14 protein-coding genes are annotated in these 17,845 nt (G+C 64.4%); 8 read left to right on the top strand and 6 right to left on the bottom strand.

Annotated features, from left to right (window positions below; genetic code table 11):
- Positions 1-10: 10 nt before the first annotated feature.
- Positions 11-1,069 carry an ABC transporter substrate-binding protein gene (locus tag J2X56_RS11070; protein ID WP_310160231.1) on the bottom strand — a complete coding sequence of 353 codons (1,059 nt, stop codon included), beginning with the start codon at positions 1,067-1,069 and terminating at the stop codon, positions 11-13.
- A 243-nt stretch (positions 1,070-1,312) separates the two neighbouring features.
- On the opposite strand from J2X56_RS11070, the gene J2X56_RS11065 reads away from it, so the two are divergent.
- The 8 genes from J2X56_RS11065 to J2X56_RS11030 all read left to right on the top strand — a co-directional run bounded on the left by J2X56_RS11065 (position 1,313) and on the right by J2X56_RS11030 (position 8,228).
- Positions 1,313-1,891 (top strand): OsmC family protein, encoded by a 579-nt coding sequence (locus J2X56_RS11065; RefSeq protein ID WP_121043643.1) that lies wholly within the window; start codon positions 1,313-1,315, stop codon positions 1,889-1,891.
- 139 nt (positions 1,892-2,030) lie between these two features.
- Positions 2,031-2,657 (top strand): cysteine dioxygenase, encoded by a 627-nt coding sequence (locus J2X56_RS11060; RefSeq protein WP_134136631.1) that lies wholly within the window; start codon positions 2,031-2,033, stop codon positions 2,655-2,657.
- The gene (locus J2X56_RS11055; protein WP_310160229.1) at positions 2,654-4,264 is read left to right on the top strand and encodes a rhodanese homology domain-containing protein; all 1,611 of its coding nucleotides are present in this window, start codon (positions 2,654-2,656) and stop codon (positions 4,262-4,264) included. The genes J2X56_RS11060 and J2X56_RS11055 overlap by 4 nt, the downstream gene beginning before the upstream one ends.
- A gap of 172 nt (positions 4,265-4,436) precedes the next feature.
- Positions 4,437-5,111, top strand: coding sequence for a hypothetical protein (locus tag J2X56_RS11050; RefSeq protein ID WP_209567538.1), 675 nt, complete (start codon positions 4,437-4,439; stop codon positions 5,109-5,111).
- A 133-nt stretch (positions 5,112-5,244) separates the two neighbouring features.
- Positions 5,245-6,528 (top strand): PP2C family protein-serine/threonine phosphatase, encoded by a 1,284-nt coding sequence (locus tag J2X56_RS11045; RefSeq protein ID WP_121043631.1) that lies wholly within the window; start codon positions 5,245-5,247, stop codon positions 6,526-6,528.
- Positions 6,525-7,088 (top strand): SiaB family protein kinase, encoded by a 564-nt coding sequence (locus tag J2X56_RS11040; protein WP_034336877.1) that lies wholly within the window; start codon positions 6,525-6,527, stop codon positions 7,086-7,088. Before J2X56_RS11045 ends, J2X56_RS11040 begins: the two co-directional genes overlap by 4 nt.
- Before the next feature lie 28 nt (positions 7,089-7,116).
- Positions 7,117-7,506 carry a DUF1987 domain-containing protein gene (locus tag J2X56_RS11035; RefSeq protein WP_034336874.1) on the top strand — a complete coding sequence of 130 codons (390 nt, stop codon included), beginning with the start codon at positions 7,117-7,119 and terminating at the stop codon, positions 7,504-7,506.
- Positions 7,506-8,228 (top strand): GGDEF domain-containing protein, encoded by a 723-nt coding sequence (locus J2X56_RS11030; RefSeq protein WP_209567536.1) that lies wholly within the window; start codon positions 7,506-7,508, stop codon positions 8,226-8,228. Before J2X56_RS11035 ends, J2X56_RS11030 begins: the two co-directional genes overlap by 1 nt.
- Before the next feature lie 71 nt (positions 8,229-8,299).
- Here J2X56_RS11030 and J2X56_RS11025 read toward each other — a convergent pair whose 3' ends face one another.
- The 5 genes from J2X56_RS11025 to J2X56_RS11005 form a co-directional block, all read right to left on the bottom strand.
- Entirely contained in the window at positions 8,300-8,935 is a 636-nt protein-coding gene (locus J2X56_RS11025) for a response regulator transcription factor (RefSeq protein WP_209567534.1), read from the bottom strand.
- A gap of 376 nt (positions 8,936-9,311) precedes the next feature.
- Positions 9,312-10,286: a diguanylate cyclase gene (locus J2X56_RS11020; RefSeq protein WP_310160223.1), complete on the bottom strand. Its 975-nt coding sequence runs from the start codon at positions 10,284-10,286 to the stop codon at positions 9,312-9,314.
- Positions 10,283-14,800 carry a CHASE domain-containing protein gene (locus tag J2X56_RS11015; protein WP_310160221.1) on the bottom strand — a complete coding sequence of 1,506 codons (4,518 nt, stop codon included), beginning with the start codon at positions 14,798-14,800 and terminating at the stop codon, positions 10,283-10,285. The genes J2X56_RS11020 and J2X56_RS11015 overlap by 4 nt, the downstream gene beginning before the upstream one ends.
- A gap of 76 nt (positions 14,801-14,876) precedes the next feature.
- Complete coding sequence (locus J2X56_RS11010) at positions 14,877-16,379, bottom strand: chemotaxis protein CheW (RefSeq protein ID WP_310160220.1); 1,503 nt, start codon at positions 16,377-16,379, stop codon at positions 14,877-14,879.
- A 2-nt stretch (positions 16,380-16,381) separates the two neighbouring features.
- Positions 16,382-17,746 (bottom strand): methyl-accepting chemotaxis protein, encoded by a 1,365-nt coding sequence (locus tag J2X56_RS11005; RefSeq protein WP_158601273.1) that lies wholly within the window; start codon positions 17,744-17,746, stop codon positions 16,382-16,384.
- Positions 17,747-17,845: the final 99 nt, after the last annotated feature.

Raw genomic sequence — 17,845 nt, 5'->3', positions numbered from 1 at the left:
GGGCTGGCGATCAGGCCAGTACATCGACCGTCACGTGATTGGCGAAGCGCGCCGGATCGGTGCTCTTCTTGAGCACGCCTGCGGTGTGGAAGTCACGCGCGAAGTATTCGACTTCGGAGCGCAGCACGGTGCCGGTCGGGTGGTTGTGATAGGTGAGGTCGGTGAGCAGGGCGCGCAGGTCTTCCACCGGAATCTTGGGAGAATATTTGGCGTAGAGCTTGGCGGCTTCGTTGGGGTTTTCCGCCACGTAGTCCGAGGCCTGGATGATGGCGCGCACCACGGCTGCGGCCGCCGGCCGGTTGTTGCGCACGAACTCGCCACGCGCACCGGTGATGCAGCAGATCTTGTCCTGGTATTCGCCCTTGGCGTTGTTGCCGATCTCGGCAAAGACGCCGCGATTGCGCTTTTCGATCAGGTAGAGATTGGGGTCGCCGTCGGCGATGGCTTGCACTTCGCCTTTCTTGACGGCCACGTCCAGCAGGTCGGCCGGATAGACGCGCCACTCGACGTCCTTCTCCACATTCACGCCGCGCTTGGCCAGGTGGATGGCAAAGAAATTCTTGGCCGGGCTGTTGATGTCGGACACGCCGATGGTCTTGCCCTTGAGTTGCTTCCAGTCCGAGACACCGGCCTCCTTGACGCCCAGCATGCGCAGGCAGCCGCCGTGGGCCGAGCCGATCACCTTGACGTCGAAGCCCGATTCCAGCGGCTTGAGCCAGCGGTGGATCAGCCCCACGCCGACGTCGGCCTTGCCGGTGGCCAGGGCTTCGAGCAGCTGGTCGGTGGAGCCGCCCCAGTTGAGCAATTCCACCTGCAGGTTGTTCTTTTCGAAGAAGCCCTTTTCTTGCGCCACCACCACCGGTGAGAGGCAGAAGGCGACCTGGCTCCAGGCGAAGGTGACCTTCTGTGGCGGGCCGGCCGACCAGGCCTGGCTGGCCGCCAGCGTGCCGCCCACACCGGTCAGTGCGGCCAGCGCGGCACCGCCACCGCCACGCAGCAGGCTGCGGCGTTTGGGGCTGGCGAGATCGGCGTGGAGGTCTTGGTCGGGCAGCAGGATGTCTTGGGTCATGGTGGCGTGGCTCCGCAAATGGAAGGAAGGGGGCTGGGGCCGGCATGGACAATGCAAGCCCAGCTTTGCTAGATCGCCAATATGCAATACGGTCGCGCCAGGACAAACGAACAAGATCGACAATGGATATGCGACAGGAAATGGCTATCGATATGCGGATTGCTTCCTTGCTCGCGGCCGTGGCGTGGCGGGACACTGGCTGCCTTTTTTCGCCTCATCCACCCTTGCCTGCAGGAGGACGCCATGACATCCCTGAACCATTACCTGAGTGAAAAACGCAGTGCCGTGCTGGCGCGTGAAGCCCTGATCGCGGCCGGCAATGCCGGCCCCAACCAGCTGGCTGCGCGCGTGAGCGCCGAGGGCCGCAGCGGCGTGCGCCGCATCCGCATCCGCGACCACCAGGTCATCAGCGACAGCCCGCCGGACTTCGCCGGCTACAACCTGGGGCCGAGTTCGCCGGAGCTGCAGCTGGGCGTGCTGGGTTCGTGCGTCACCCACATCTTCCTGATCCAGGCCGCACACCGGCAGGTCCCCATCGATTCGCTGGAGGTGGAAGTCAGCGGCCGCATCGACCCGCGCGGCGGCCGTCCCGGCCATGAAGACATTCCGGTCTGGCCGCATGACATCGGCTATGTGGTGCATCTCGACTCGCCCGCGTCAAAGGAGGAAGTGCAAGCCCTGTTCGAGGCCGTGGAGGCGACTTGCCCCATCCTCAATCTGTTGAGGAACCCGCAGCAGATCCGTGCCGAAGTGCGCCATCGCCAGACCGAGGCCGCCGAGGCCAAGGCCGGCGGCCATGGTGCAGAAAACGTCATCGCCTGAAACGCCGCCTGCCTGCGCTGGCGACGCCGTGCAGGCCGGGTCGCAAGCGCATGGCGCAAATGATTTATAGTCTGGGTCTGAACCGGCGCAGACCGGTTGCTGCGGACCGCAGCCATCCGTTGTCTACAGAGAGGGAGACATGTCCACACCCGATTCATCCACCCGGCAGCTCTGGCGCTTGCGCGAGTTCGTGACCGGGTTTGCCGGGCTGCTCGATGCGCGTGCTGACCAGGCCGCCATCCTGCATGGCGGCGCTGCCTTGCTGCGCAACCTGGTGGCCCACGATGACTGGCTGCCGGATGCCTATGCCCAGCCGCATCCCGAGCGTTACCAGCAGTTCCTGCTGCATGCCGATTCGGCGCAGCGTTTCTCGGTGGTGAGCTTTGTATGGGGACCGGGCCAGCGCACACCCATACATGACCACACGGTCTGGGGTTTGATCGGCGTGCTGCGCGGGGCCGAATACGCGCAATCCTTTGCCTGGCAGGAGCAGCAGCTGCAGCCCGTGGGGGAACGCACGCTGTTGCAGGCCGGGCAGGTCGAGGCGGTATCGCCGGATCTGCCACCGCTGCACGATGTGCATCAGGTCAGCAATGCCTTTGCCGACCAGGTCTCGATCAGCATCCACGTCTATGGTGCCAACATCGGTGCCGTGCGGCGTTCCGTCTACCATCCCGATGGACGGCGGGTGCCGTTCATCTCCGGTTATTCCAATTCCACCTTGCCCAATATCTGGGACCAGTCCACCGACGCTGCCACACCATGAGTCAAGAACACGCTACTGCTTCCCTGCCCGTGAGTTCCTATGCTGAAGTCCGCGCCGCCTTGCTGGCGCGCGAGGAAATCGCCCTGCTCGACGTGCGCGAGGAAGCGCCGCATGCGCAATCCCATCCGCTGTTTGCCGCCAATTTTCCGTTCTCGCATCTGGAGTTGAATGCCTTTGCCCGGCTGCCGCGCCGCGATGTCCGCATCGTCACGCTCGATGATGGCGAAGGCCTGGCGGTCCGCGCCGCCCTGCGCCTGCGTGCGCTCGGCTACACGCGCGTGAGCGTGCTGGCCGGTGGCGTGCGGGGCTGGCGCGAGGCCGGGGGCGAGCTGTTCCAGGACGTCAACGTGCCCAGCAAGGCCTTTGGCGAACTGGTCGAATCGAAGCGTCATACACCGTCGCTGGCGGCCGAAGAGGTCAAGGCCCTGCTCGACAGCGGTCAAGACGTGGTGGTGGTCGATGCGCGCCGCTTCGACGAATACCAGAACATGAACATCCCCGGTTCCATCAGCGTGCCCGGTGCCGAGCTGGTGCTGCGCCTGCCCGCCATTGCGCCCGATCCCAGGACGCGCGTGATCGTCAACTGTGCAGGCCGTACGCGCAGCATCATCGGTACGCAGTCGCTGGTCAATGCCGGGCTGCCCAATCCGGTCCATGCATTGCGCAATGGCACCATCGGCTGGACGCTGGCGGGGCAGACGCTGGAACACGGACAGGCACGCCGCTTTCCGGAAACGGTCGAGGCCAGCCAGCGTGAACAGGCGCGTCGGCAGGCGCGCAGCGTGGCTGATCGTGCGGGCGTCAAGCGCATTGCACTGGCACGCCTGGGTGAACTGGCGCAGCCGGACCGCACCGTCTACCGTTTCGATGTACGGACGCCCGAGCAATACCGATCCGGACATCTGCCGGGCTTCCTCTCCGCGCCTGGCGGGCAGCTGGTGCAGGAGACCGAGATGAATGCCCCCGTGCGTGGTGCTCGCATCGTGCTGGTGGATGACGATGGCGTGCGTGCTGACATGACTGCCTCATGGCTGGCACAGATGGCGTGGGAAGTATTTGTGGTCGACGGCGTGACGGCGGCCGATTTCACGGTCAGCGGCGACGCCCCGCGCGCGCTGCCGGTGGCGGCACTGCGGCCCGAGCAGCGCATCAGCGCGCAGCAGCTGCAGCGCTGGCTGCAGGCCAATGACGGCACGGTGGTGCTGGATGTGGCCCTGAGCGCGCGCTATGTGGCCGGACATGTTCCGGGTGCCTGGTTTGTGCTGCGCTCGGAGATTACGGCGGCAGCGCGCCGCTTCCCCTCGGCCACGCGCTTCGTGATCACGTGCGGCAGCGCCTTGCTGGCGCAGTTTGCGGTGCCGGATCTGCAGGCGCTGGTGAGCCAGCCGGTGTTCCTGCTGGAGGGTGGCAATGCGGCGTGGTCACAGGCCGGTCTGCCACTGGAGAAAGGCGAGACCCATCTGCTGTCATCGCGCATCGACCGCTATCGTCGTCCCTATGAAGGGACCGACAATGCGGCCAGCGCCATGCAGGCTTATCTCGATTGGGAATTCGGCTTGGTGGAACAATTGGGGAGGGATGGGACGCATGGGTTCTTCGTGATCTGAAGAACGCGTGTCGTCTGGAAGAAATTTGATCGTTCAAGCTTGAAATGAAAAACGGCCCACCGAAGTGGGCCGTGTTCCATATCATCTGTCCTGTGGGGGAGGCTGACGCCCGCGTGTCCACAAGCTCACCGAAAAATGGTAGCACACGCGCCAACGGATAGGAAGATGGAACATGGGCAATACCTTGACGGCATCGCAAATCGACAACATCATCGGCGCGCTTTCAGCCACCCGACTGGCAACCTTTCAGGGCGCGGCGGGCTTCTCCACCAATACCCATCCTATCGACAAGTACAGCTGGCATGCCTTGATGTCTGCGGCCTTCTTTGCGTCATTGCACGTGTGCGAGGTCACTGTCAGAAATGCCGTGGACAGCGCCCTTTGCAGTATTTATGGGAAGGACTGGCCATGGAATCGTAACTTCGAGCGCAGCCTGCCCAATCCCAAAGGACCGCATTTTCAGCCGCAGTCCGAGTTGATGCGTGCGCGGGGCAAAATGCAGAGCGGTGCCACAGGCAAGGTCATCGCCGAGCTCAGGTTCGCTTTCTGGTGCCATCTGTTCACCGTGCGCTATCAAGGACGTATCTGGGACAGTCAGATCCTGCATTGCTTTCCCAATTTTCCGCATCCGCTTCGGCCCGCACAAGCGCGGCAGGTAATTCACACGGAACTGGAGCGCTTGCGCAGGTTCCGCAACCGTATCGCACATCACGAACCGATTTTGGCCGATCCGCTGATTCATCTGCAGTCGAGCATCCAGTCGCTGGTGCATTGGCGTTGCGCCGATCTCGCTGGTTGGCACGCGCAGTGGGAAACGGTCACTCGCCATTTGCAGTGCAAGCCGTGAACGCGGATTGCGATGCGATGAGACTGTCCGTCTCGTTTGCAAGATAACTTGTCGCTCAACAGCGTCACATTGTTGTCACAGGAATGAAATATGATCCGCGGTCTATCCAAAAATCACGACGCGGGCGAGCACGGTGGAAAGTCATTTCAGTCTGACTCCGGCGACAGGGAGCAAGTTGTTCCAACCGACAGCGGGAGCGCTGGCGGTCCAGGTGCCGGTGGTGCAGTTCGATGAGAACAACGCTACCGTCCTGGAGATCTTCGGCCAGCACAAGGAGCTGGTGAGCCTGCCCGTGGTGGAGCGGCAGCGGCCCATCGGGCTCATCAGCCGCCACATCTTCATGTCCCAGATGTCCAAGCCGTATCACCGCGAGCTCTACGAGCGCAAGAGCTGCATCGCGTTCATGGACAAGGACCCCCTCATCGTCGAAGCCGATACCCCCATCGAAACTCTGGGTGCGCTGGCCGTGGCCTCGGGCGACAAGACCCTGGCCGATGGTTTCATCATCGTCGACCAGGGCCAGCTGGCCGGGCTCGGTGCGGGCCTGGCCCTGATGCGCGAACTGGTGGCGATGCAGGAAGAGAAGAATCGCCAGGTCATGCAAAGCATCGACTACGCCAGCGTGATCCAGCGCGCCATGCTGAGCGCCTCGCGCGCGGCCATGACCGAGGCGCTGGCCGATGCCTGCCTGGTGTGGGAACCGCGCGATGTGGTCGGCGGCGACTTCTATCATTTCGAACCGCATCCCGGCGGCTGGTTTGCTGCGGTCGCGGATTGCACCGGCCATGGCGTGCCGGGCGCCTTCCTGACCCTGATCGCTTCGTCGTCACTGAAGCAGGCGCTGGAGCTGCACGGACCGCATGATCCGGCACGTCTCATGCGTGAAGTGAACCGCAGCATGAAGCGCGTGCTGGGACAGCATGGCCAGTCCGGCAAGCCCTCCGAATCGGACGACGGCATGGATGCCTGCTTCTTCTGGTTCGACAGCGCCACCCGCACCCTCACCAGCAGCAGCGCCAAGATGCCGCTGTTCCTGCTGGTGGCCGATGGCACCGAGGTGCTGACCATCGAAGGCAAGCGCGTCGGCCTGGGCTACGTCGATACGCCCGACGACATGCAGTGGGACAACCACAGCCAGCACCTGGCGCCGGGGTCCATGATCTTCGTCTGCACCGATGGCGTGATCGACCAGATCGGCGGCCCTAAGCACATCGCCTTCGGCAAGCAGCGCCTGCGCCGTACCCTGCTGGAACACGGCAGCCTGGCCATGCCGGCACTGGGCCGCGTGGTGATGGACATCCACGGGCATTACCAGGGTACGCAGCGGCGGCGTGACGACATCTGCTTCTTCGGCGTCCGCCTGGATGCCGCGCAGCCAGGCTCTCAACCAGATTCTCAACACGGAACACACGCATGAACGGTATCCAGCAGGAGTGGGCGGAGTTCCACAGCTATGTCGCACGGCGCGACATCGTCTTCTACTACGTCGGCTATTTTTCCCAGACCATCATCGCCGCCATGGCCGAGGCCGTGAAGCTGCGCGCCGAGCATACCGGCGCGCTGGCGCAGACCCGGCGCAAATTGTTCTCTTCCTTCATCGAGATGGCGCAGAACATCGTGCACTACTCGGCAGATCTGCATGAGAAGGAAGGAAAAGTCACAGAGCCGCCAATGCGCCACGGGGCGGTCTACATCACCCAGACCGATGGCCGCTACTTTCTGCATTGCGCCAATCCGGTCGATGCAGAGATGGCCGACAAGCTGCGCGAGAAGCTGGAACACCTGCGCTCGCTGACCAATGAAGAAATCAAGGCGGCCTACAAGGAAATGCTGCGCGCCGAAACACCGGCCGACAGCAAGGGTGCGGGCCTGGGTTTCCTGACGGTGGCGCGCGATGCCAGTGCACCGCTGGACTTCGAATTCTCCCAGCCCGCCGCCGATGGCGCGCAGACCTTCTATCTCCGGGCCACCATCTGAGGGCCCGCTGCCTCTGACACACGACACCATGGACAATTTATTCATCGCCGCCAGCGCCAGCTCTCCCGAAGTGGACTTCCGCTTCGACCAGCGCACGCTTTCGCTGAAGGGCGAATCCTATCCCGAGAATGCCGCCCAGTTCTGGGGCGAGATCATCACCACCTTGCGCCGCTTCCTGGCCGACGATGAGCAGGGCAGCACCATCACCGTCAACGTGGCGCTGGCCTACTTCAACAGCTCCAGCACCAAGATGCTGTTCTCGCTCTTCGATGCCCTGAACGAGAAGGCCGAGAGCGGCACCGAAGTGGTCCTCAACTGGTACCACGACGAGGAAGACGACACCATCTTCGAATTCGGCCAGGAGCTGCAGGAAGATTTCGCCGCGCTGGTCTTCCACGATCACGCGGTCCAGAGCTGATGCACGGCGGCGACCTTTTCGCGGCCGAAGCCGAAGCCCTGCACCGCGCCAATGCGGTGCTGGCCGATCCTGCCAGCGAGCCGGCCAGCCATCGTGCGGCGCTGGAAGAACTGGTGCAGCACTATGGCCAGCTGATGCGCCAGAGCCGCCGCCTGATCTCGCGCAGCGACCGCACCGAGCGCGAACTGAACCTGCTCAATGCGCGCCTGAAGCAACTGAGCGATGAGCTCGATTACAAGGCGCGCCATGACAATCTCACGGGTGCGCTCAATCGCGGCGCTGTGTTCGAGCAGGCGCACCAGATCCTGCAGCAATCTCCGATGTCCCTGATCGTGCTGGACATCGATTTCTTCAAGCGCATCAACGATGAATTCGGCCATCCGGCCGGTGATGCGGTGATCCGCGAGCTGGTCGCGCGCCTGCGCACCACGCTGGCAGGCAATGGCGTCATCGGGCGCGTCGGCGGCGAGGAGTTCACCATCCTGCTGTCCGGCGTGGCGCTGGAGCAGGCCGTGATCCTGGCCGGACGGATTCGCCAGGCGATTGCCGGTGACCGCTTCCAGTGCCTGCCGGCGCGTCCGGTCACCTCCAGCTTCGGCGTGGCCTGGGCCGCCGCCGGCAGCGATTTCGAGGAAGCCTACGCGCGCGCCGACCAGGCCTTGTATCAGGCCAAGCGCGGTGGACGCAATCGGGTGGAGTCGGAGGAGTCGGTCACCGGCTGAGCTCCGGTGACCGTGATGGAGCAGGGGCAGGGCAAGTGGGCGGCATCGGCCGCCCCGTCAGTTTTCTTCACTCAGTAGCGCGTCATCGCCGCCACCAGCGCGGCCAGCGAGCCCGCGTTCATCTTGCGCATGACCTGCTGGCGATGGGCCTTCACGGTCCGTTCCGAGGTCCCCAGTTCGGCGGCGATCTGCTTGTTCAACCGTCCTTTCACCAGACGTTCCAGCACTTCACGTTCGCGCCGGGTCAGGGTCTTGAGCCGCTGGTGGTGCTCCTGCTGCTGCCGCATCTGCGGGCCCGATTCATCGAAGGGCATCAGCGCCCCGCGGAAGGCTTCCACCAGCTGCTGGCGCACCATCGGCTGGGTGCCGGCATCGCCGGCCGGAACGCTCATGAGGCGCTGGCCGGGGTCGTGCGGGCCGTAGCGCTTGTCCTCCGGGGTGGAGGCCGGCGGTGCGCCGGTGATGACGATCAGCGGCCGGCCCAGTTCACGTTCATCCAGCAGCGAGCGCAGACGTGGCGCGTCGAGGTTCTGCATGTGGACTTCCAGAACCAGTCCGCCACGCGCGGTACCGGTGGTGTGCTGCAGAAACTGGTCGGCCGAGGGGTGATGGGCGACATGGAATCCGGCGGCTTCCAGCAGGCGGACCAGCGGTCCGCCGTGAGAATCTTCACCACCGACGATATGAGCGAGATGTGCAGTTGTCATGTTTTTCTTCCTTGACCGATAGGGACGCATCGAACGGGTTCAATGGGCTTCACCGCTCCCTTGCCGGGGAAACTGTTGCAGTTGACAAGGACATGCGGGAAGAAAAACGCAGTTTTACCGGGATGTCGAAAATAGTCGACGAAGCTTGAAATTCAGGCCGGTAAATTCAAATTTATTCGGATATTTCCTCGTTATTTTTCGATATCGCGTTGCGGCGCAGCGACCGATGGGGAAGGGCAGCCGACACAACGGCCGGATCGCGATCAGGACGGCGGCCATCTCTCTCCTGCCTTGCGGCTGGATGCGCAGCGCCAGCGCCAACGCCGGTGGCCGGCTCAGGGCCGGCTGTGTTGTTCGGACGGTGCTGCAGCGGGGATCAGGACGCTGAGGACTGCAAGGCAGCGTCCTCGACGGGGGTGGCGCAATACACCTGCGCCCGGCCGTGCGCTTTGGCCTGGTACAGGTTCTGGTCGGCCAGGGCAATCAGCGCGGCCGGCGTGCTGCTGTGACCGGGTACATCGACCGAGGCCACGCCGATGCTGAGCGTGACGAATTCGCTGGCGTCCGAGCGGGCATGCGGCAGGTGCAGGCGGGCCACGGCGTCGCAGACGTCGCGTGCCAGTTTCAAGGCCTGCTCGCGGCCTGCCATGGGCAGGATGCAGGCAAATTCCTCGCCGCCGTAGCGCGCCACGCAATCATAGCTGCGGTGGAAGTTGCTGCGGATGGCGTGCGCCACTTCGGCCAGGCAGTGGTCGCCGGCCTGGTGGCCGTAGTGGTCGTTGTACTTCTTGAAGTAGTCGATATCGATCATCAGCAGCGACATGGCCTGGCCGGAGCGCTTGCACAGCTCCCATTTCTCGGCCAGCTCGCTGTCGAACTTGCGGCGGTTGAACAGGCCGGTGAGCGAATCGGTGACGGCGATGTTGCGGTAGAAATCGGATTGCAGTTTCAGCGTCAGGTGCGTCAGCACGCGCGCCTTGAGCACCGTGCCGTTGATCGGTTTGCTGATGAAATCCACGCCGCCCGCATCGAAGCCCTTGACCTCGTCTTCCTCGCTCTGCAAGCCGGTCAGGAAGATCACCGGAATGCCCAGCGTGGCGGTGTTCTGCTTGAGCCGTTCGCAGGTCTCGTAGCCGTTCAGGCCGGGCATGTTCACATCCATCAGGATCAGGTCCGGCACCACCTTTTCGCACAGATCGATGGCCTGCAGGCCGCTGGTGGCCATGAAGATCTCGTAGTCACCCTTGAGCAGGGCATTGGCGAGACGGATGTTGATGGGCTGGTCATCGCACAGCAGTACGCGCGGACGGCTGCCGCGCAGAGATGAGAGTTCTTCCAGGATGCGTTTCAACGAGGTTCTCCGAAATGGTCATCGAGATGGCCCAATGCCGCCGGGAAATCGAGCTTCTCGATCAGTTCCCACAACTGCTGGTAGCGCGTCTGCTGCATCAGCCCATGGCGCTTGCCGATGGCTTCGGCCAGGTCCAGCGCTTCGAGGTTGCTCGACAATAGCAAGGCCCGCAGCGCCTGCCTATCAGGAAAATCGGAAGCCTCTGCTGTCGCCGTCGCCGGCTCCGCGCCGGCCTGCGGCGCAGCCGGCCCCGGTGAGCCGGAAACACCCTGCAGCGCCTGCATCGCCAGTTGCTGCAAGACCACACCCGCATCGCGCCGCACCGCGACCAGTTCTTCGCGCCAGGCCGGGAAAAGACGATCGGACGGCACACCTTCGCCAGCGCGGCACACGCGCTCTATCCCGGCGAAATACGCCGCCAGGCCGCTGGCACCGATGGTGGCGCACAAGCCCTTGAGCGCATGAGCGGTCTGCTCGATGCCGCCCGGCGAAGCCTGCGCCAGCGCCGCGTCGTAGTCCGCGAAGAGGCGTTCCAGTTCCGGCCCGGCGGCATCCAGCGTGGTGCGATAGACGTCGCTGGCCTGACGGTAGCGGCGCATCAGGTCTGCGTAGAGGTCGACCTGCTGGCGGTCGGCGGGCGGTACGTCCACGCGCGTGGTCTCGGCGGGCAGCGGCTCTTGCGCAGCGATGCTGCGGTCATGCTGGAGATGCGACAGCAGTGTCGGCACCAGCGTACTCACGTCGATGGGCTTGGCGATGTGTCCCGCCATGCCGGCATCGATGCAGCGGCGGCGGTCTTCCGGCGAGGCATTGGCGGTCATGGCCAGGATCGGGATGTGGCGCAGATCCTGCTGGCGGCGGATGCGCCGGGTGGCTTCGATACCGTCGATGTCCGGCATCTGCAGGTCCATCAGGATCAGGTCGAAGTGGCGCTCGGGATCGCAGGCCATGGCCACGCCCGTGCTGCCGTTCTCGGCGCAGCTGATGTGCGCGCCATACAGGGACAGCAGGCCGGTGGCGACCTGGCGATTGACGGCATTGTCTTCCACCAGCAGGATCTGCACCCCTTCCAGTTCACGCGCGGTCTCGCCGGCGGGCGCATGCCCGGCCTGCATCTGCTCGTCCGCTGCGCATGCCTGCGACAGCGGCGTGGCGTCCTCAATCTCCATGGGCAGGTCGAACCAGAAGCGGCTGCCGCGTCCCGGTTCGCTGCTCACCTGCAACTGGCCGCCCATGAGCTGCACCAGATGGCGGCTGATGGCCAGCCCCAGCCCGGTGCCGCCATAGCGGCGGGTGGTGGAGGCTTCGGCCTGGGTGAAGGCATCGAAGATGTCCTGCAGCCGTTCCGGGGCAATGCCGATGCCGGTGTCGCTGACTTCCACCTGCAGCATCACTTGCCGGGTGCTGTCCGCCGCCAGCCGCCGCAGCTCCACGTCAATGCGGCCCAGATGCGTGAACTTGAGCGCATTGCTGATCAGGTTCACCAGCACTTGCTGCAGTCGATAGACATCGCCCACCACGCGCTGCGGCAGGTCGCCATCCAGCGTGATCTGCAGGCTGACGCCCTCCTGCGGCGGGTTGCCGGCCAGGATCGCGGTCAGGTCGTGGCGGAAATGCTCCAGCGAGAACGCCTGCATATCCAGTTGCACCTGTCGGGCATCCATCTTGGAGAAATCCAGCAGGTCGTTGAGCAGGTTGAGCAGGGACTTGGCCGAGATCTCGGCCTTGTTGAGGTAGTCGCGCTGGGCTGGCTGCGGTTGCGTTCTCTGCAGCAGCTGGATCATGCCCAGTACGCCATTCATGGGGGTGCGGATCTCGTGGCTGACGCTGGCCAGGAACAGGCTCTTGGCGGAGTTGGCCTGTTCGGCCTTCAGACGCGCCTCGACCAGGTTGTTTTCGAATTCGATGCGCTGGGTGATGTCCAGGTTGATGCCGATCACGCGCACCGGCGCGCCCATGCCGTTGCGGTCGACGTGGGCACGTGCCTGCACGAAGCGGATGCTGCCGTCGGCGCGCACCACGCGAAACACCGGCTCGAATTCTCCGGTACCGGCCAGCGCCGCCTGCAGGGCCGATTCGACATAGCCGACATCGTCGGGATGCACGCGCCTGCGCCAGCCCTCATAGGTGGTCACCTGCCCGCTGCGGCCATCGCCGATGCCGTAGATCTCGGCGATCTGGCGGTTGAACTCAAAGGTGTCCCCGGTACGGTCCCAGACCCACACGCCCAGCTTGGCCACTTCGGCGGCCAGCATCAGCTGGTCGCGGGCGGCTGCCAGTTCGGCTTCCTGCTGGCGCTGCAGGCTCATGTCCATGGCGATGTAGAGGTCGCCGATGTGGCGCTGGCGGTGATCCAGCATGGAGGTCTGCTGACGCGTGACCGGCAGCGTCACGCCATCCTTGCGGCGGTAGCGCAGGTCGCTCACGGCCTTCTCGTCCAGTGTCGCCTGGGCGCGGATGGCGGGATTGTTGAGGCGGCCCGAGAAGGCTTCCTCCTTCATCTGCCCGATCACGTCCTCGGCGTGATAGCCCAGCATGCGTTCGGCCCCGCGATTGAAGAGCGTGATCACGCCGTCCGGTGCCGTGGCGATGATGGCTACGCCGGTGGCTGAACTGAGCACGTTGTTGAGCAGGGCGTTGGACTGCTGCACCTGGTCCAGCAGCGACTGGTTCTGGGCCAGCGCCTCGCTGAGCTGGTTGCGGTTGTGGGTGATCTCGGTGACGTCGTGCGCCACGACATAGAAGCCGTTGACTTCACCTTGTTCGTTGACGTCGGGGATGTAGGTGGTGAGGACGTGCTTGTAGCCGTTGACGGCATCGGTGAAGGTGCGCTCGAAGGTTTGCTTCTCTCCGGCCAGCACCGCGTCAATATGGGGCAGGGCGCTTTCATACAGTTCCGTCCCGACCAGATCCAGCATGTACATGCCGGTGATTTCCCCATGCTCACGCCCGAAGACACGCTCGTAGGACGCATTGGCGAAGCGGTTGATGAGATGCTTGTCCCAGTAGCCGACCAGCGAGGGCATGACGTTGAGCACGGTCTGCAGCATGGTCTTGGCCTGGTGCAGCGCATGGGTGCGCTGCTGCACGGTCAGTTCCAGTTCCTCGTTGATGCGGTGCAACTGGCGCTCGATGCGCTTCTCGCGGGTGACGTCGCGCAGCATGAAGGCCTTGCCGATCTGCCGCCCGGCACCATCGCGCAGCGGGAACATCAGGGCCGAGGCGTAGCGTAGCGACTCGCCCTGCAAGCTGATCACGTGGGGCTCCTCCTGCTGGCTGGTGCCGGGACTGAAGCCTGGGGAAGTGGAGCGTGTACTGCCCTGCTGGTCCAGCTCGCGCAGCGCTGCGTGCGTGGAGAGGGCCGTGCCCAGTGCACGTCCTTCGGGCAGGCCCAGGGTGTCGCTGGCCCCCCGGTTCCATGAAGTGATCAGTCCCCGGGCATCGGTGGTGACGATGGCGTCGGGCGAGCTGTCCACCACGGCAGCCAGCAGGGCACGGGCTTCCTGCAGCTTGCGTTCACGGGTGGAGAAAACCTGATAGGCCAGCGCGCTGGCCAGGATCAGCATGGCCAGCGTGATGCAGGAAAGCAGCGTGGCACGATCACTGATGAACTGGTGGGCCTGCGCGTATTCGGGGGCGGCGCGGAGGCTCAGTTTCCAGGCCCGGCCATAGAGAGGTACGGCCGTTTCCAGACTGACGGCACCCTCGATCTGGTCAAAGCCGCTGCTGCGGAACAGCTCGACGGCTGCGGTATTGCTGGCGACGTCCTCCACCAGGATTTCCAGCGCATGCATGTTCCAGCGCCGGCTCAGTTCGGAGAGGATGTCATGCACCGACAGCGGCGCGTAAGCCCAGCCGAGGATTCTTTCCTGACGCTGCTCCATGGTCGGCGGCGTGACCGAGCCGGCATAGATGGGCAGCAGGAACAGATAGGCATTGGCTGTTCGCCCTTCCTTCTGCACCAGCCTGATCGGTGTGGTCAGTTCCGCGCGGCCGGTCAGCATGGCGTGATCGGCGGCCGAGCGGCGTTCCGGCGACGAGGCGATGTCCAGGCCCAGGGCCGGCCGGTTGGGGGCGATGGGCTCGATGTATTCGATCACGTAGCGGTCGCCGGGGTTGTCGGCGAGCTGGGTGATGCCGGAAAACAGCAGGCGGTCTTCGCGCATCTTCTTCTCGTAGGCGGGCAGCGCGGCGAGCGGCACGTGGCGGATGAAGCCGAAACCGCCGGCCCAGGGAAATTCCTGCGCCAGATCGCGGCTGTCCATGTAGCGCAACAGTTTTTCGCGGCTCAGGTCGTCCGCACCGATGGCCAGGATGGCCCCCCGAGTACCACGCAGGCCGTGTTCGTAACGGCGCAGCAGGGATTCGATGTCGTCGCGGATCCAGCGGCTGTCCAGCGCCAGGCTGTCGCGCACCTCCTTCTGGTTCAGGTGCGACAGGCCGGCCACGCCGGCCAGCAAGAGACTGAAGGCGATCAGCAGGAACAGGCAGGTATTTCGGGTGATTCTGGTCATGGTTGTCGAATTATTGTTATTGCGGTCTGGCAGCTTGGTTTCCCCCTGAACGCTGCCCCCATCGGGATGCATCCGCCTATTGTGCGCGTCTTGCTTCAGAAAGCGGTCCGGGACGCGCCCCGGCACAGGCCAGCAACGGGACCAACTGCTCCCGGTGGTCCCACAGCGCGTAGGTGTGCTCGGCCTCGCTGTCGGCCTGGCGGGTGAGCACCAGGTGCATGCGCTTTCCCCCCCGGCCCTGGAGCGAGACACGCCGGCATGCCGTCGCCGCCACGATCTTCTGGGGCGTATCGAAGACTACCCCGGCTTCGCTATCGCCGACACGGACAATGACGACGCTGTGCCCGCCGCCGCTACCGGGCGCAGCGCATTGTCGGTCCCGCCTGTCCAGCACGCGAGCGTCGATGTTCCAGACGGCAAGGCTGCGGCCGTCGTGGACCATGTGCGCCACGCTCCACGGCTGGCCATCGCCGCTCACGCCATGCTGCCAGGCGAGATCATCGGGCAGGGTGGTCACGCGCACCACATCCTCCATCGGCAAGGCCCAGTCATGGCGGCCCTTGACGATCATGTGTGCCGACGTGCTCACGGGACGCGGCTGGCCGGAGGCGGCGTCCTGCATGCCAGGGGCGGTATCGCTTCCCAGCGGGCAGTAACTGGTCAGCGCTGCAGCATCCAGCAGCGCCATGTGACCACCGTTCTGGGTGGCCAGCAGTCCACGCACCAGTGCCGAGGCGGAAAGCCCGGCCTCATCAGCGGGGCGCAGGCGCGTCATGTCCTCTGCATGAACGCCCTCGGTGGCGCTGACCGGTATCCCGGCCCAGGCACCGGCATGCTGCACCACTGCCAGATAGGGCGTGCAGGCTTCGCCATCGGCACCCAGCAGCGCCGGCGGCAGCACCGGCAGTTTGCGGCCGCGCCAGCTGGTGTAGCCACGCACTGCCGATTGCAGCGCGATACTGGAGATGGCAGGCATCACGTCGACGGCGACCACATCGTCCGACGGGATGCAGAACTGCTGCGGTCCGATACGTAACCGCGCCAGGAGCACCTTGCCCTGGCTGCTCTGAGCAGGTGCAGGCGATTTGTTGGCACCGGGCTTTGCACCGTCGTCGGCCTGCTGCCAGACTTCACACAAGGCAAACAGCCGTTGCTCGTCCAGTACGGGGAGTGCGCCCATGGCGGGAACGCTGACTGCAGACTGGAACAATTCTTCACCCGACGTCGAACGCTGGGCCAGCGTCGTCAGTGCAAGGGGCTCGCGCAGCACGGCTTTGGTGGCATCGATCTTGATGGCCACCTGGCGTCCTTGCGATTGCAGGACAAGCGCGACCTGCGGAACGCCCGGGCTGGTGCGCTCGGCACTGGGCCACTGCAGCCAGCGCCGCAGGTCCAGCAAGGGGATGCAGCATCCTTCCAGGGTTACCAGGCCGACGCAGGCACCGGCACGGCGCGGCAAGGGCGGTGGCAGGTCCGACAGCGGCAGCGCGGTGCGGACGGCGGGCAGCGCCATGGCGAAATCCACGCCATCCATGGTGCACACCACGCCGCCCGGCAGGTAGAGAGCGTCATCGGTCATCGTCAGGCCTGGCGGGCAATGTCATCCAGCCGCGTCAGCACGTCCAGCACGCTACGGGTCTCACGCGATTGCTGTGCGCTGGAGGCGCGGATGGCATCCACCGAGGCGGAGGTCCCGTCCACGGTTTGCGAGATGTCGGCAAAGGCGTCCGTGACCTGGGTCGACTGGCGCACGCCCTGGTCGATCAGCAGCAAAGTCTGGCTGATCATGCCCGAGATCTCGCGCGCGGCGTGGGTGGATCGTTCGGCCAGCTTGCGGACCTCGTCGGCGACCACCGAGAAACCGATGCCGTGTTCGCCTGCACGCGCCGCTTCGATGGCGGCATTGAAGGCCAGGATGTTGCTCTGGCCGGCAATGCCGGCGATGAGGTCGACGATTTCATTGATGCGCTTGGCCGAGGTCTGGATCTCGCTGATCGAATGGATGGTGCGCTCCAGCGTGGTCTTGCCCTGGCTGGCGGCGCTCATGGCCATGCGCGCGCGAGAGAGGGTGGTCTCGGTTTCGCCGGAGATGGTCTCGATGGAAGAGCTGAGCGCAGTCATTGAACCTTTGATTTCGGTGATGCTGTCGCTGATTTCAATCTCCTTGCTGACCTGGGCCGTGATGTCGTAGGCGAACTTGACGATCTTGATGATCTTGCCGGACTCGTCGAGGATGGGGTTGTAGCTGGCCTGGATCCAGACCGGTACGCCATGCTTGGCCAGGCGTTCGAATCGCCCGGCCTGGAAGCGGCCTTCGCCGAGATCGGCCCAGAAGTTGCGATAGGCGGGCGACTGGATCTGTGCCGGCTGGCAGAACATGCTGTGATGCTGGCCCTTGATCTCGTCGAGCGTGTAGCCCATGGTGCGCAGGAAATTCGGATTGGCCCCCAGAATCTGCCCACGCAGGTCGAATTCGATGATGGCCGTGGAGCGTGCCATGGCTTCCATCATTCCGGCCTGCTCCATGCTGCGCTGGCGATACGCGGTAATGTCGGTGGCAAACTTGATGATGCCGGTCACCTTGCCGTTTTGGTCCAGCACCGGATTGTAGGAAGCCTGCAGCCAGATCGGATGTCCGTCCCTGGTCTGCCGCAGGAACTGGCCGTGCTCGGCTTGTCCGTCGGCCAGGCGGCGCCAGAAGCTGCGATACTCCTGCGACTTCGCATACTCGGGCTCGCAGAAGATGCGATGGTGCTGACCTTGCAGTTCCTCCAGCTCATAGCCGACGGCTTCGAGGAACAGCCGGTTGGCCCTGACGATCTCGCCAGTGGGCGTGAATTCAATGATGGCCTGGGTACGGTCCAGTGCGCGGCGGATAGCCTGGTGGTAGTGCTCTTGGTCCTGCGCCGGGATGTCAGTCAGGAGGGGGGCGCTTACGGTATTCATCGGTTTCCTTGTCGGGTCTTTTTTGTGATGCATCGGGTGGATGCAGCTGGCCTGTTGCCGGCATGGCTGCGTTCAGTGGGCCGGCGGCAGGTGCCGCCG

It is taken from the genome of Herbaspirillum sp. 1173, from assembly GCF_031455335.1.
Classification (GTDB): Bacteria; Pseudomonadota; Gammaproteobacteria; order Burkholderiales; family Burkholderiaceae_D; genus Herbaspirillum; species Herbaspirillum huttiense.
Note: the sequence above shows the minus strand (reverse complement) of the source record. Positions and strands in the feature narration are given on the sequence as shown.